This window comes from Candidatus Binataceae bacterium, assembly GCA_035294265.1.
Classification (GTDB): domain Bacteria; phylum Desulfobacterota; class Binatia; order Binatales; family Binataceae; genus DATGLK01.
Map to the genome: position 1 here is coordinate 1 of DATGLK010000071.1, position 15720 is coordinate 15720.

Consider the following 15720-nt stretch of genomic DNA (forward strand, 5'->3'; position numbering starts at 1 on the left):
GATTCCCAACGGAAATAGGCTGTTGAAATACAGCGTGCCGGTGGTATCGGCGGGCCCGATTGGCACCGTTTTTTGAATCAGGATGGGGCCGGTATCGATCCCTTTGTCGGGCCAGAACCAGGTTACCCCGCTCTCGCGATCGCCATTGATGATCGCCCAATTAATCGCGCTGGCGCCGCGATGACGCGGCAGCAGGGAGGGATGAAAGCAAATTGATTTATAGCGCGGCTGATAAAGAATGCGTTCGGGCACGATGATGGTCGCGAAGGCCAAAATCGCCAAATCCGCGTTGAGCGAGGCAAATTGCTGGAACGCAGCCTCGCCCCTGAACGAGGCCGGCTGACTGAAAGCCAACCCACGATCGCGCGCCCGTAGTACCAACGGATCGACCCTTCCTCCACGGTCCGCTGGCGCGAATACATGCACGATCTCGTCGCCTTGACGCTCGATCTCTTCCAGAGCTTTGACGGCAAACGCAGCCTGGCCGATCAGGACAATTCGCATCGGTTACCTCGCAGCGCCCTCAAGCTAGCAAAGCGCCGCCCCGCGGGCCAAGCTCGTCACCCGACCAATCCTGTGGTAAAGCCATCGGTCGCCTCGCACGGCAGCAAGGGCGAAAAGGGTGGGCGGTCGCCGCTGTCCGAGCCGAATAGTCGAAGGCGGCGTAGTGCGCTTAGGTGGCGCCCGCGAGCGATGGTCGAGCATGGCGGCCCGCCCCACCAAGCCGGTACCCTGGCCGTACGCGCAAAGCTTGCTCGCTTCGCTGGAAGGGGATTTGATTTTTTCCCGGGAGTCGGTGGTGTTGGCTTCGTCCAACTGGCGATCTCAAGAAATATCGGCCAGCGACACCACGCCCTTGAGATGACGATGGGCGTCGATTATCACGATGTGGCGAATCTGGTTTTCACTCATCAGCTCTGCCACACGCTTGAGGTCCTCCTCGGGCCCGCAGGTCACCACTTCGTTGGTCATGCAGTCTTGTACCGTGACGTCATTGGGATCGCGCCCGGCGGCGACGATATCGACACACAGGTCGCGGTCGGTGACCACACCCACCAGCTTGCGTTCTTCAAAGCTGGCAACCACCGGGACAATGCCGGTGTTTTCGTCACGCATAATGATCGCCGCCTGGGTCGCGCCATCGCTGGGCAGGCAGGCAACCGGTTCGTTCATTACTTCGCTGATCCGCATCGCCATGCTCCTCACTGTGCTGAAAGGTGTTTGGCACGGCGGCGGTTAAACACGCGCGCCGCAAAGCCGCTCGCCATTTAAAAATATCATTGCAGCCGCGGGAGCGGAGGAAAAATTTATCTAACCAACCCCTCACGCCGTTCGAAATCGAGAGTAGCTAAGCCGGGGTTAACCCCTCACATCGAGCGCCGATACCGGAATTTGGCTGTTGTATACGGCGGGCCGGCGCGATCATCATTCGATCGGCGGAGCAAGCTGCGCCGCCGCTTGGTTGGCAAGCCCGGGCCAAAGGAGTTGCAGCAGTGAAAAAAGGCTGGATAGCGGATTGGCTGGTAGTTGCGGCGCTGCTGGCGGCAACAGGTGCCCCGCCGCCTGCTGGCGCGGCGGAACCTCGCGCGGCACGGTTGGTGATTGTGATGGTATGGGATGGACTGCGCCCGGATTCGGTCAACCCGGAAGTCACCCCCCAACTCTACCGACTGGAGCACGAAGGCGTTTATTTCGCGCGTCATCATGCGATTTTCCCCACGGAAACGATGGTTAACGCAGCGGTAATGGGCACCGGCGCACCGCCCTCGCAAACCGGCATTCGCGGCGATTGGGCGGATCTGGCTCCCTACTTGCCGCCCGCCCCGCCAATCAAGGCGCGCCTGGATAGCAACGAAATGATCCTGCGCCAAGCGCGCAGTCGGCCGCTTGACCTTGAGCACACGGCGGTCCTGATGGCCCTGGCCAGCCCCAAGGAATTAGGCGCGCAGCTACTTGGCGTGCCTGCGATTGGCCAGCGCCTGGCGCAATGCGGTGGGATGGTCGCGCTGCTGGGCAAACCGGGCCCCACCTTCCTGTTCGATCCGCAGTTTAGCCCGCGCGCGGCGCAGGGCGATGCGCTGCTGATCGCCGACGATCTGATCTCTCCGCCCGCCATCGGGCAGAAGTTCCATCTGATAAACTACCCTGGTGCGCGCTCGATGGGGATGTGGCAGATGCCGCCGTTCGTCACCCGCGATAGCTACTTCACCCGAGTGGCTGCCGAGCAGGTGCTGCCCGCCGCAGCCCACACCCTCCACGCCGGCCGCAACGTGCTGTTGGTGCTGTGGCAACATAATCCCGACATCAGCCAGCATCTGACCGGGCTGGGGACCGCACCCTCGCTGGCCGCGCTGGCCAACTGCGACGCTAACCTGGGCCTGCTGCGCAGTGCGCTGGGCCGACTGGGGCTAGTCGCGCAAACCGATCTCATCGTCGTGTCGGATCACGGCTTCGCCACCATCAAGGCCCGCGTACCGCTGCAGGAGCTGCTGATCGCGCGCGGTTTGAAGGCTTCCTCCACCAGCGAGGACATCACTATTTCCAGCAACGGCGGTAGCGATGAGCTGGTGCTCTCACGCGAGCTTGCTCCCGCCGCGCGCCGCGAGTTATTGCAGCGAGTGGTCGATTGGGCCCTGGCTCAGCCCTGGTGCGGCCCGATCTTCAGCGCGCCTGCCCGCTCGGGCGATAGCGCCAGCTATCGCGGCGAAGTGGCCGGCACCTTCAGTCTGGCGCGATTCAATCTGATGGGTCGGCACGCGCCCGATTTGATTATCTCTTTTCGCGAGCTCGATGGCGCGCCTGAGCAACTGGGCGGCGTCCACGCTTCAGCCACAGTTATTTCGGCCGCCGGCCCACGCATGGTGGCCAACCGCTCCTATCGCGCCGTCCATCCCATGCCCGGCCTGGTATATGCGGATAGCCCGGATCCGCGCATGACGACGGGAATGGGCAGCCACGGCGCGGTGGGAGCGTACGAGTTGCACAATTTCTGCGCTGCGATTGGGCCTGATTTCCGCCGCTCCTTTACCGATTCCAGTCCAACCTCCAACCTCGACCTGGGGCGCAGCTTGATATGGCTGCTGGGCCTCCGACCACCAGCTAGGCAACGGAACGCGGGACGATTGCTGGAAGAAGCGCTCAATGAGCCAACGCGCCCGCAGGTGGCGCGAACCGTGACTTTGCGCGTGGCGCGCAAACTGCCCGATGGGTTAGCAACCAGCACGCTGACGCTGGAGCGGTTGGCGGGCGAAGATTATTTGGACGGTGCCAGCTTCACCTGGACGGGTACGAACGCCCATGGCGCGGATAACAGGCCATCAAATAGCGCACAGGCGCACCCATCCCGCTAGCGTTCCGTGGCGCAGTGGGGTCTGCGGTTTTAGTTTTTCTTCTTTAGTACTTAGGGCGTCTCGCCTTTAGTACTTAGGGCGTCTCCCCCGTTATCGAAACGGAAAAACGCGCCAGCCGCGGCCCCTTGCGGAGGAAGGATGGCCGGAGCTTAAAAATTGTAACGCATCAGTTACAGGCGCAACTGGCGCAAGGATTGTTGGCCGGCAACGGGGGGCGTTGAGGAATCTGAGCCGCCGCGAGCGGATCAAGCACGTACGGATTAGGTGTACCCTGGGGCGCCGCAGCACCGCCGAAACCCGAGACCGGAGGAGCAATATAGGGCGACTGGGGCGCCAGCCCCAAATATGCCAGACACTCTCCGCCCGCGGTTTGGCGGGCTAGAAAATAGTTAAGCGCCTGAACTTGGCCGGCCCAACTCACCGGCTGTCCAAAAGCAGCGCAATTGCAATAAAAGCTGCGGGCGCCTAATTGCGCGGGCGTCGCCGTCGGCGCCGGGGCGGGAGTGGGCGCGGGAGTGGGTATGATGGTGGCTTGCGCCCAGAGTGTTCCCGGGGCCAACACCGCCAACAACAAGATTATCAGCGCCAGCCCTGTCCTATCGTTTGTCGCCATCTGTACCTCTGCGATATCCGGGCGCTCGGCGCCTGCCCCAGCGCGCGCCTCCTCTCGAACACGAGGCCTGGAAAAGCGCTTCTTGCCGACCCTGGGACTGGCCCCAACCCGCGGGGTATGGTTCGTTATAATCGATGTTAGCGAGGGTCGGTTCAAGTCTGGGGCCGCGCCATTGCGCCGGCACACCTCGTTTCACGTACCCAAAATGCCGACCGCGGGCGCGCGGCCTGGGCCGATAGTGGTGAGAACTATGTTCAAGTGGCTGTTCCGATGGCTGGTGCGCACGGTGGTGCTGGCGGCGGTGCTATTCATCATCGCGTTGGTAGTCGATTATTTCCAGCGCCGCGTCCCCGCCAATTCGGTGTTGGTGGTGGATCTATCCGGCCCGGTGGTCGAGCACGACAACAGCGGCCTGATCAACAGTTTGCGCGGGGTAACCCAAACACCGCTGGACAAAGTACTGCGCGCCATCACGTCCGCCGCGCACGACCGCCGGATTGTCGGCCTGGCGATCAAGGTCATCGATCCCAGCATGGAGATGGCTCAGGGCCAGGAACTGGCCAGTTCAATTCGCGCCTTTCGGGCCAGCCATAAATGGACCTCGGCGTATATCGAAACCGCCGGCGAGACCGGCCCTGGCAACTTAGCTTATCTGGTCGGCAGCGCGGCCCAAGAGGTCTCGCTGATGCCCGAGGGCGAACTCAATATCGTCGGCGTGCAGATGCGCGAGCTGTTCATGCGGGGGACCCTGGACTGGCTGGGAATCAAGCCCCAATTCGACGCAATTGGGCAGTTTAAGACCGCCGCCAACATCTTTACTCAACAGGATTTTACCCCGGCCCAAAAGGAAGAGGATCAGAGCCTGGTTGACGACCTGTACGGTCAACTGGTCGACCAGCTCGCGGCCCAACGCCATTTGCCCAGGGCAACCGTGCGCCAGCTTATCAATCGCGCCCCGCTGACCGCCGACGACGGCCTGCAAGCGCACCTGGTCGATCGCCTGGAGTACGAAGACCAGTTCGACCAGCGCATCAAGCATTTTGGCGGCGGCAAGCGCCATCATTTGGTGGATTTCATGGACTACACGCGGGCGCCGCTGCTGGGCAGCCTGGGTGGGGGCTCGCGCGTGGCCGTCATCTACGCCAGCGGCGCCATTCAACGCGGCAGCGGTGGTTTCGATCCGTTGCTCTCGCCTCAAGGCACCGCGATGGGCTCTGACGACATGGTCGATGCCCTGACCCAGGCCCGCCAGGACAACGCGGTCAAAGCGGTGGTCCTGCGTATCGATTCGCCTGGCGGTTCGGTTATCGCCTCGGAGCTTATCCGGCGCGAAGTAGAGCGCACCGCCCAAGCCAAGCCGCTGGTGGTCAGCATGTCGGGCTATGCCGCCTCGGGAGGCTATTGGATCGCCATTCCGGGCAAGTTGCTGTTCGCCGATCCAGGGACGATTACTGGTTCAATCGGCGTCTTGGGGGGCAAGTTCAACATCGCCGCAGCGACCACCAAGTTGGGAATCAATACCGGCGCGGTCGCGCAGGGGGACAACGTCGCGATGTTCGATCCCTTTACCGACTTCACGCCGGCCCAGGCTACCTTATTTCACGACCATCTGCTGGGCGACGTCTACCGCCGATTTGTCGCCCGCGTCGCCGCCGGGCGCAAGCTCAGCGTGCCCCAGGTGGAGCAGATCGCGCAGGGGCGGGTGTGGACCGGGCGCCAAGCTTTGGGTATCAAACTCATCGATCGGTTGGGGGGCTTGAGCGCGGCGCTGAGCCAAGCGGCGGTGCTGGCCGGTTTGCCGGCCAACCAACCGCTTCAAATTGAAACTCTACCACGCCCGCCCGGTTTTTTCAGTCAGTTGCTCGGGCTTGGTCAAGCAAGTCAGGCGCGTGCCCAGAGCCTGGCCCTGGCCCGCGTGGCAGCACCCTGGCTTGAGCTGATCGAACGACAGCGTGCGCTGAGCGGCGCGGCCGGAGCGCTTTACTGCGCCCATCTGCCGGTGGTTCGCTAATCGGCGCGCCAGCCAGGCCCGGCTCGAATAGTGGGGCACGAACGCGTATCCCGAGATAGCTCATAAGTAAAACCCGTGGACCTGCCGCCATCAGGAGCGGGAGCGTTTGGTAGGAACGAGAATTGTAACGAAGCTGTCTTAAGATAGAATTGATTTACATCTCCAACCCACGCGGGCTCTGCTCTGACTGTCGGGACTCCGCGAAGCGGACAGAAGAACGACGGCAAGCGTGGACCGATTTCCCCATGGCGGTGATTTTCTCAAGTCGCGCCAGTCGGTAAGATTTGAGGTTCGATTCGCTGGGGGTCGATTTACGCATGGTGTTCAGCCGCTACGACATAACACCTTGCCACTACTCAGGACTCCGATTGCGCAAGCCCAAAGGCGTACACGCGTCATGTTAGAGCTGAGCAAGGCGTTCCAATCACCTTTTTGGCGGTTGGCGAAATTTTGGAGCCTGGGCGTGCTGGGCGTGGCCCTCATTGTCAATGTCAATGGCTGCTCGGGCGGCGGACCGCCGGGCGGCCGTGCGCAGTGGGGAGGGCCGGTGGCGGTACTGGTGGCACCTTCGATTCAAAAGACCGTGCCAGTGCAGCTCCACGCCATCGGGACCGTGGACGCCTACGCCAGCGTCGCGGTCAAACCGCAGGTCGGCGGTCAGATCATCGGGGTCTATTTCCAGCAAGGCCAGCAAGTCGCTCAGGATCAGCGCCTGTTCGACATCGATCCGCGCCCTTATCGCGCCGCGCTCGATCAGGCCCGCGCCACCTTGGCGCGCGATCAGGCGCAAAGCGAGCAAGCCTCGCGTGACGCCGCCCGCTGGCAGGCGCTGTACCAGAGCCGCACCGCCTCGCAGCAGCAGGCCGAACAAGCCCAGGCGCAGGCCGCGGAACTGAAAGCGGCGGTCGAAGCGGACAAGGCCAACGTCAAGACCGCCCAGCTCAATTTGGAATTTTGCCGCATCCTGTCACCGATCGCCGGGCGGGCTGGAGCCTTGATGGTGCAGGCCGGAAATATCATCAAGGCCAATCCCGACAACCCGATCGTAACTATCAATCAGATAAAGCCGATCTACGTACAGTTCAGTTTGCCCGAGAAGGAGCTGCCGCTGATTCGCCGCTATATGAACCGCGATCCGCTGACGGTGGAGGTCTATCCGCCAAGCGCACCCGATCAGGTTTCCACCGGTGCCCTGGATTTTATCGACAACTCGGTGGATACCACTACCGGCACGATTCAGTTTCGCGGTCTGTTTCAAAATCGTGACGAAGCGCTATGGCCGGGCGAGTTTGTCAACGTCACGCTGACCCTGACTGAGCGGCCCAATACCGTGCTGGTCCCTTCGCAGGCGGTACAAAGCGGCGAGCAGGGAAATTACGTCTATGTGCTTAAGCCGGATCAGACTGTGCGCCTGCAACCGGTAGTGATCGGCGACACGCTGAGCGGAATGACGATTATTCAGCGCGGATTGCATGGCGGCGAGACGGTGGTCACCGACGGCCAAGTACAACTGGTCCCCGGAGCGCGAGTGCGAATCAAAAGCGGGCTTGGTCCCGCCCATGCGGGAGCAACCTAGTGAGCTTTACCGAGCTGTTCATCCGCCGGCCGGTGATGACCACCCTGATCTCGCTGGCAATCGTGCTCTTCGGCGCTATCGCCTATCGTTCGCTACCGGTCAGCGACCTGCCCACCGTCGATTTTCCCACCATCCAGGTCAGCGCCCAATTGCCCGGCGCCAGCCCGGATACGATGGCCTCCTCGGTCGCCACTCCGCTGGAACATCAGTTCTCCGCCATCGCGAGCCTGGCCTCGATGAGTTCCACCAGCTTTCAGGGTTTGACCAACGTCACCTTGCAGTTCGAGCTCAGCCGCAATATCGACGCGGCGGCCCAGGACGTTCAAGCCGCGATTGTGGCAGCCCAAGCCTATTTGCCTCAAGGCATGCCCAGTCCGCCGACCTTTCGCAAGGTTAATCCGGCCGACTTTCCTATCCTCTACCTAGGCTTTTATTCCAACAGCCTGAGCCAGTCGAAAGTGGACGAGTATGCCGAGAATGACCTCGCCCAGCGCATCTCGATGGTGTCGGGGGTGGCTCAGGTCCAGGTCTGGGGCTCCAAGAAATACGCAGTCAGGATTCAGCTCGATCCGCGCCAGTTGGCCGAACGCGGGATCGGGGTGGACGATGTTGCACAGGCGGTGCAGGCCGCCAACGTCAACTTGCCGGTGGGCACGCTCTACGGCAAACATCAGGCTTTCACGATCCAAGCCAGTGGGCAGTTAACCAACGCCGCCAGCTATCGGCCTTTGATCGTCGCCTATCGTAACGGCTCGCCGGTACGCCTGGAGCAACTGGGCCGAGTCCTCGACAGCGTTCAAGACGATAAGCAGGACGAATGGGTCAGCGGCCACCCCGGCGTGGTCCTGGCCATCCAGCGCCAACCCGGCTCCAACACCGTGGCGGTGGTGCGCAACGTCAAGAAGGTGATCGCCGCCTTCATGCCCGACCTGCCCCGCGCAGTCACCTTGGTAACACTGTACGACCGTTCACTGTCCATTAAGGCCTCGGTGGATGACGTCCAGTTCACTCTCCTGCTGACAATCGCGCTGGTGGTGCTGGTGATCTTCATCTTCCTGCGCAACCTGTCGGCGACCATCATTCCCAGTCTCGCCCTGCCGCTATCGGTAATCGGGACCTTCGCGGTGATGGCGCTGTTGGGCTACAGCCTGGATAACCTGTCCCTGATGGCGATCACGCTTTCCGTGGGCTTCGTGGTGGACGACGCGATCGTGATGTTGGAGAACATCGTGCGCCACCTGGAGATGGGCAAGGCACCCTTGCAAGCCGCGCTGGACGGCTCCAAAGAGATCGGCTTCACCATCATTTCGATGACGCTATCGCTGGCCGCCGTTTTCATCCCAGTCTTGTTCATGGCCGGCATCCTAGGCCGCTTGCTGCACGAATTTGCCGTCACTATCGCCGCCGCCATCCTGGTCTCGGGCTTTGTCTCCCTCACCCTGACGCCGATGATGTGCAGCCGCTTTCTGCGGCCCGATTCCAGTCTCCAGCACGGCCGCCTGTTCAAGCTCACGGAACGCGGCTTCGAGGCGATGCTTGCGGCCTACCGCGGCTCGCTGGGCTGGGTGATGCGTCATCGACTGGGAACGCTGCTCTTCTCTTTCCTGATCCTGATTGCCACCGGCTACCTCTTCGTGCTGATTCCCAAGGGTTTCCTGCCCAGCATGGATACCGGACAGGTGATGGTGTTCGCCCAGGGCGCTCAGGGAATCTCCTTCGAGGGCATGAAGAATCACATGCAGGTGCTGGCTAACATCATCGATTCCGACCCGTGGATTGCGGGCACCTCGACCAGTTTTAGCGGGACATGGCCGGGCGGCTTGAACGAGGGTTTCCTGTTCGCCGAGCTGAAGAACGGCCCGCGGCCGCCGGTGCAACGCATCGTGGCCCAGTTGCAGCCCAAAATCTCGGGCATCCCCGGCCTGCGCGCCTTTCTGATGGTCCCGCCGCCAATTCAGATCGGAGCGCTGTTCACCAAGGCGCTGTATCAATACACCCTGCAAAGCATCGACACCAAAGACCTATATCGCTACGCGCCGATCCTGGAGGCCAAGATGCGCGGGCTCAAGCTACTGCGCGACGTCAATAGCGATTTGCAGGTCTCCAATCCTCAGATCGACATCCAAATTGATCGCGACAAGGCGCAGGCCTTGGGTGTTACTCCGCAGGCGATCGAAAACGCGTTGTATGACTCCTACGGCTCGCGCCAGATTTCCACCATCTACATGCCCAACAACGAGTACTGGGTCGAGATGGAATTGCTGCCCCAGTACCAGGACGATCCGGCGACGCTCTCGCTGCTGTACGTGCGTGCCGCCAACGGGCAGCAGGTGCCGCTGAGCACCCTGGTAAAATTGACTCACGATGTGGGTCCAATGACCGTCAACCATCTGGGCCAATCCCCGGCGGTGACGATTTCCTTCAACCTTGCTCCCGGCGCTTCGCTCGGCGACGCGCTGCAACAGGTCAGCTCGCTGGCGGCCAACACCCTACCTTCCACCATCACCACCTCCTTCCAGGGCACGGCCGAAGAGTTCAAGGCCTCGGTGCGCAGCCTGGGGATTCTGCTAATTCTGGCCATCCTGGTCATCTATATGGTGCTGGGAATCCTGTATGAAAGCTTTATCCATCCCGTCACCATCCTCTCGGGTCTACCCTCGGCCGGCTTTGGCGCTTTGTTGACCCTGTGGTTACTGGGTTTTCAACTAGACCTGTTCGCCTTCGTCGGCATCATCATGTTGGTCGGGCTGGTGAAGAAGAACGCTATCATGATGATCGATTTTGCCCTGGAGGCGCAGCGCAGCGGTGGCGCCAGCGATGCCACAGCGGCGATTTTCCAAGGCGCGATCGTGCGCTTTCGCCCCATCATGATGACAACCTTCGCCGCCCTGATGGGTGTCATGCCAATCGCGGTGGGTTGGGGCGTGGGCGCCGAGGCGCGCCGACCCCTGGGCGTAGCGGTGGCCGGCGGCTTGGTCTTCTCCCAGTTCCTGACCCTCTACATCACGCCTGTGATTTATACGTACCTCGACGCGATCGGAGCGCGCCGGCGCGCGCGGACAGTGGCGCGGCCCGCCACTGCGATAGCGCAGGTCGCGCATGGAGTCCCAGGGCGGGTAGCCTCCTAAAGCGCGCGGAGAGCGTAGATGACCATTCGCTGGAGCAGCCCCTTTTGCGATCACGACCAGGCGCAGATCGAGGGTGCCGGCGGCGGAAGTCTGGCCGACGTCAGCTTCGCCGCCAAGGATCTCTACGCCGTTGCCGGTTATCGCTGCTGCGCCGGCAATTGCGATTGGCTGGCCAGCCATCCACCCGCGGACACCAGCGCGCCGGCGGTAAGCGCGATGCTGGCCGCGGGCGCGCGCCTGGTGGGTAAAACCCGCTTGGATGAACTGGCCTGGGGCATGACCGGCGAGAACCTCGATTACGGCACCCCAGCCAACCCCCGCGCGCCCGGCCGCATGCCAGGGGGATCGTCCAGCGGTTCGGCCGCAGCGGTGGCTGGCGGCTTTGCCGATTGCGCCTTGGGCACGGATACCGGCGGCTCGGTACGCGTGCCGGCCAGCTACTGTGGGATCTGGGGAATTCGCACAACCCATGGACGAATTTCTACTCAGGGGGTCATCCCCTTAGCACCCAGCTTCGATACCGTTAGCTTTTTCGCCCGCGACGCCCATCTGCTGCGCAAAGTCGGAGCGGTCCTGCTTGCACCCCTGACCATTACCTGTACCCCGCGCCGGCTACTCATCGCGCAGGACGCCTTCGCGGTGGCAGCGGAGGACGCGCGTGAAGCGCTACGCCAACCGCTGGCGCTAATTACCGGCGCGATGGCGGTCGAAGTTATCAGCCTGGGTCAGGGCGAATTGGAGCAGTGGCCCCAGCTCTATCGCACCATCCAGAGCCACGAGGCCTGGGCCGCGCACGGACAATGGATCAGCCAGCGCAAGCCGCGGCTGGGAATTTCCAGGGAGCGCTTCGCGCAGGCCCAACTGGTCAGCGCGGCCGAGGTCGAGCGCGCCGCTGCCCGGCGGGCCGAGATCGGCGCGCGGCTGGATGCGCTGCTAGGGCGCGACGGATTGATCGCGATGCCGGCAGCTTACTCGGTCGCGCCGCTGCCTCAGGACGGCGAGGCCCAGCGCCTCTCCAATCTCACCTTGACCGCCGCGGCCAGCCTGTGCGGCCTGCCCCAGATAAGCCTACCGCTGGCGCAAGTCGATGGGCTACCACTGGCGCTGTCGCTGATCGGACCACGAGGCGGCGACGAAGCCCTGCTCGCCCTCGCTGAGCAGTTGAGCTAACTCCGCCGCGTCAAGGCCAATATTGAGTGGCGATTTATCGCGAACCAACTTGCCTGGCAACTTTTCCAGCTTGCACCTTCCGCCCAAGGCCTCAGGCGCTCGCATTGGACCGGCGCCCCCACTCGCTTTTCCTAAACATGTAGCGAAATGTCCCGCCCCTTCCCCCGCTGCCTTTGCGGGAGAAGGTTGCGATGGGTGTTGCTGAATCCGCGTACTTTCCGAACAAAACGGCGCAACCCCGTTGCGGTCTGCGCACTGGTCGACGGCGCTTATATTAAAGCTCGCGCGCCGCGCTTCACTCCAGGCGGGCAACAATTTCGCCCATACGCTGGGTATCGTAGCAGCAGAGTTGGCTGACTTCGGCCGCGAAGCGGCGCGAACTGAGCACCTCCATCATCGCGGCAACGGGTTCGCTGTGGAGATCGCGCTGGGCGATAACCAAATCGTAGCGCTCCTGACGCATCGGCAAAAAAGCGCATCCATAGGCCTGGGCCGCGACTCGAATCGTCACGCCGGCATCGGCATTGCCGTGAGCCACCGCGGCGGCCACTTCCAGATGGCCAGCCAGTTCCAGTTCGTAACCTTCGATTGCGCTACCCTCCAATCCCAACTCGGCCAGCCCTTCGTCCAACGCCAAACGGGCGCCGGCGCCAGGCTCGCGATTGACGATACGTAGTGCGGGTCGCGCCAAGTCGGCGATGCCTGTGATGGCGAGCGGATTGTTCGGCGCTAGCACCAAGCCCAATTCCCACTGCGCGAAATTGACCAGCAGAGTGGGCTGTCCGCCGACGATAGTGCGGGTCGACGCCAGGTTGTATTCGCCGGTACGGGCGTCGCGCAGATGAACCCCCGCCGCATGGACCCGTCCCTGATGGAGCGCCTGGAGCGCATCGCGACTGGAGCAGGGCAACGAAACGAGGCCTACGGGCAGACGATGGCGGGCAAAGAAATCGGCGAGCAGGGCGACCCCGGGATCACATCCTGCCACCACCAGCGTCAGATCGATTTCAGCGGGCGTCAGAACCGTGTCGACCTGGACCCGATGGCGGTTGAAACGACGCACTGTGCCTGCCGCTGGAGCCAACCCGAGGTGCACCGTGGGCGCCGCGATCGCGACCAGCTTGCCTCCCACCTTGGCCAGCGCTACCCGTTGCGGGCGGCCCATTCCGACCGCAGGCCCCCCGCCCCAAACCGCTTCCACCGGCCTTGGGGAATCCGCGCTTCCTTCACCAAACAGATTCTCGACACTCTCGCTCAGGACGCGCGCCAGTTTGAGCGCTACCGCCACTCCCGGCTGATAAGTCCCAGCCTCGATCGCACCCAGCGCCTGGCGTGAAATTCCGGCTTGGCGAGCCAAGTCGTTTTGGGTCAGCCCACGCGCGATGCGGGCGCGGCGAAGTTCCGAGTCTTGGGCCATTGTGCTTGTCCTCGATCCTTTATAGTGGCGCAAATGGCAGTCCCCCTAAAGCCCCCCACTGATGAGTAGCTCGGGCGGGCGGCGGGGCCTTCCTTGACAGACGGCGGGCAAGTAAATACAGCGAAGCAGGCAACGCCCCGGATTCCCTGTTAGTGCGGACTAATCGCCGCATCCAACCGACCAGCTTCGTCCCGGGCATGCCAGCCGCGCTTTCGATTGGTTGAAGTTTTTTAAGGAGGCACTAATTACATGCGACTGGGTTCAGTTCTGGTAGGAGGACGACGCACCATCGCAGTCGCCGAGGGCAGCCGAATCGTCGATTTGGGCGCCGCCGCGCCACATGCGCCAGCGTCCCTCAAAGAGCTGCTCGGCGCGGGCCCGGCGGCCCTGCAGCAGGCGGCAGCAGCGGCCAAAGCCGCGCCTGCCAGCGCAACCCTGCACGAGGGCAGCTTTACCTGGCTGCCGCTATTGGAGAATCCTGCGAAAATCCTGTGCCTGGGCCTGAATTTCGCCGAACATGCGGCTGAGGGCGGGCACGACAAGCCCAGCTACCCAATCTTTTTTGCCCGCTTCAACACCACTCTGGTTGCGCACGAAGCTCCCCTGATACGGCCCCGCGCCTCCGAGCAATTCGACTACGAAGGTGAGATGGCGGTGATTATCGGCCAGCGAGCGCGCCATCTGACCGAGGCCAACGCTTTCAGCGCGGTGGCTGGCTACTCAATTTTCAACGATGGCTCGGTGCGCGACTACCAGCGCAAAACCAGTCAGTGGACCGTGGGCAAAAACTTCGACGGCAGCGGCGGTTTCGGTCCTTGGATGGTAACCACTGACGAATTGGCCCCAGGCGCCACCGGCCTGCGCCTACAAACCCGACTCAACGGCAAAGTGATGCAGGACGCCAATACCACCGACATGGTCTTCTCGGTGCTAGAGACTCTGGTCACGATCAGCGAAGTGCTAACCCTGGAGCCGGGGGACGTGATTTCGATGGGCACGCCGTCGGGGGTGGGCTTTGCGCGCAAGCCGCCGGTGTTCATGCGTCACGGCGACGTGTGCGAGATCGAGATCGAGAAGATCGGCCTGCTGCGCAATCCGATCGCCGACGAACGCGGCTAGCCCCAATCTCAGGGAAGGAGACCTGGGAGTCTGAGCAGGTCTCCTTTCTGGCAACCGGCGCGCGCGGCGCTGCCGGCCGCCAACTCCAGCACCCGGCGCGCCTTGGGCACCAGCGCCGAGAAGCGCCACGGCGCCACATCGCGGTTGATGCGCAGGATTCGATTGCGGCCATCCAGAAACACAATATCGATCGCGAAGCGCATACCGCAGGTATGCATCCAGGCGATCGGAAACCACGCCGGCGTGAGGAACAGCATCCCACATTCGGGCTCCATCGCGGCGCGGCCCAGCAACCCGCGCATTCGGCTGCCGGTGCTCCGAGCCAGAACTAGCCGCCGGCATAACACGGTGCCCCGATTGTCATCGATCACTTCACCTACCAATTCGCACGAGGCCATGGCCGGCGCTTTCTTCAGTGATGGAAGCTGTGGGCGATCTGGACTACCGCCGGACCCAGCATCACCGCCATCATCGCGGGCAACACGAACAGGACCATCGGCAGCAGCATCTTGATGGTGCTCTTTTGGGCCGCCTCCTCGGCCTTCAAACGGCGCTTGGTGCGCATGCTGTCCGAGCAGGCACGCAACGCTGGCCCCATTTGCGAACCCAGCTTCTCGCTCTGGACCAAGATTGCGGCCAACGCGCGGACCTCTTCTACCCCGGTGCGTTCTGCCATCATCCGCATTCCCTGGCCCAAGGTGGAGTTGGCTGCCAGCTCACCCGACAACAGCGAAAGTTCGCGACCCATTTCGCGCCCTTGCGCCTGTGCTTCGCGTCCCACCGTGCGAATGGCCTGGTAGATGCCCAGCCCGGCCTCGATCGAGACCACCAGCAGATCGAGAATGTCGGAGAGCTCGAGCGCGATCAGCTTTTGGCGCTTGGTCGCCAAGCGGCCGAGATAAAAATTGGGACCCGCCGTCCCAGCCATCGCACCCGCTGCCCCCCACATCACAACCGCGCCGAAGGCTTTGCCCAGGAGTAGGGCCAGCGTCGCGCCTATCAGCGCCAAAACCAGGCTGAGGAGCAAACGCAAGAGCCGATAGTAGACGAGCGCGTGGGCGCTCGGATAACCGGCGTAACACAGCGTCTGGCGCAGTTTTTCGCCACGCCCCTTGGAATCTTTGGGGCTCGGCAGGCGAGCCGTGGCCCAGCGTATGAGATTGCGCGACAGCAGGTTGTCTTGCTGATGCCCGGCGGCAACCCGTGCCGCCAGCGCGATATCCGCCAGGCGCCGTTCGATTTCCGCTCGGCGCGCGAAAAAGCCGGAGTACAGCACGACGGAGACCGCGGTGAAGCAGACAAACAACGCCAGGGCGATCAACCTTGGGTCGGTCAT

The 15720-nt window shown here is 62.7% G+C and carries 12 protein-coding genes; 6 read left to right on the forward strand and 6 right to left on the reverse strand.

What is annotated here, in order from left to right:
* Positions 1-504 (reverse strand): formyltransferase family protein (locus VKV28_11900; protein ID HLH77501.1); only part of this gene is annotated, 504 nt, incomplete at its 3' end.
* Positions 505-825: 321 nt separating this feature from the next.
* The gene (locus tag VKV28_11905; protein ID HLH77502.1) at positions 826-1191 is read right to left on the reverse strand and encodes a CBS domain-containing protein; all 366 of its coding nucleotides are present in this window, start codon (positions 1189-1191) and stop codon (positions 826-828) included.
* Between the two features lie 302 nt (positions 1192-1493).
* On the opposite strand from VKV28_11905, the gene VKV28_11910 reads away from it, so the two are divergent.
* Positions 1494-3350 (forward strand): alkaline phosphatase family protein, encoded by a 1857-nt coding sequence (locus tag VKV28_11910; GenBank protein ID HLH77503.1) that lies wholly within the window; start codon positions 1494-1496, stop codon positions 3348-3350.
* Between the two features lie 166 nt (positions 3351-3516).
* Here the strand turns inward: VKV28_11910 and VKV28_11915 are convergent, their stop codons facing one another.
* Positions 3517-3963 (reverse strand): hypothetical protein, encoded by a 447-nt coding sequence (locus VKV28_11915; GenBank protein HLH77504.1) that lies wholly within the window; start codon positions 3961-3963, stop codon positions 3517-3519.
* 250 nt (positions 3964-4213) lie between these two features.
* Here VKV28_11915 and sppA point away from each other — a divergent pair, with 250 nt between their 5' ends.
* From sppA to VKV28_11935, 4 genes are all read left to right on the forward strand, one after another.
* Positions 4214-5974: a signal peptide peptidase SppA gene (gene sppA / locus VKV28_11920; GenBank protein ID HLH77505.1), complete on the forward strand. Its 1761-nt coding sequence runs from the start codon at positions 4214-4216 to the stop codon at positions 5972-5974.
* 397 nt (positions 5975-6371) lie between these two features.
* Positions 6372-7550: an efflux RND transporter periplasmic adaptor subunit gene (locus VKV28_11925; GenBank protein HLH77506.1), complete on the forward strand. Its 1179-nt coding sequence runs from the start codon at positions 6372-6374 to the stop codon at positions 7548-7550.
* Positions 7550-10678, forward strand: a complete 3129-nt coding sequence (locus VKV28_11930) for an efflux RND transporter permease subunit (protein HLH77507.1) — start codon at positions 7550-7552, stop codon at positions 10676-10678. The genes VKV28_11925 and VKV28_11930 overlap by 1 nt, the downstream gene beginning before the upstream one ends.
* A gap of 18 nt (positions 10679-10696) precedes the next feature.
* On the forward strand, positions 10697-11848 hold the full coding sequence (locus tag VKV28_11935) for an amidase (protein HLH77508.1): 1152 nt from the start codon (positions 10697-10699) through the stop codon (positions 11846-11848).
* A 295-nt stretch (positions 11849-12143) separates the two neighbouring features.
* Here VKV28_11935 and VKV28_11940 read toward each other — a convergent pair whose 3' ends face one another.
* Complete coding sequence (locus VKV28_11940; protein HLH77509.1) at positions 12144-13265, reverse strand: substrate-binding domain-containing protein; 1122 nt, start codon at positions 13263-13265, stop codon at positions 12144-12146.
* Between the two features lie 249 nt (positions 13266-13514).
* Here VKV28_11940 and VKV28_11945 point away from each other — a divergent pair, with 249 nt between their 5' ends.
* Positions 13515-14384 carry a fumarylacetoacetate hydrolase family protein gene (locus VKV28_11945; protein ID HLH77510.1) on the forward strand — a complete coding sequence of 290 codons (870 nt, stop codon included), beginning with the start codon at positions 13515-13517 and terminating at the stop codon, positions 14382-14384.
* A gap of 8 nt (positions 14385-14392) precedes the next feature.
* Here VKV28_11945 and VKV28_11950 read toward each other — a convergent pair whose 3' ends face one another.
* Positions 14393-14782: a DUF192 domain-containing protein gene (locus VKV28_11950; protein ID HLH77511.1), complete on the reverse strand. Its 390-nt coding sequence runs from the start codon at positions 14780-14782 to the stop codon at positions 14393-14395.
* Between the two features lie 14 nt (positions 14783-14796).
* Complete coding sequence (locus tag VKV28_11955) at positions 14797-15720, reverse strand: type II secretion system F family protein (GenBank protein ID HLH77512.1); 924 nt, start codon at positions 15718-15720, stop codon at positions 14797-14799.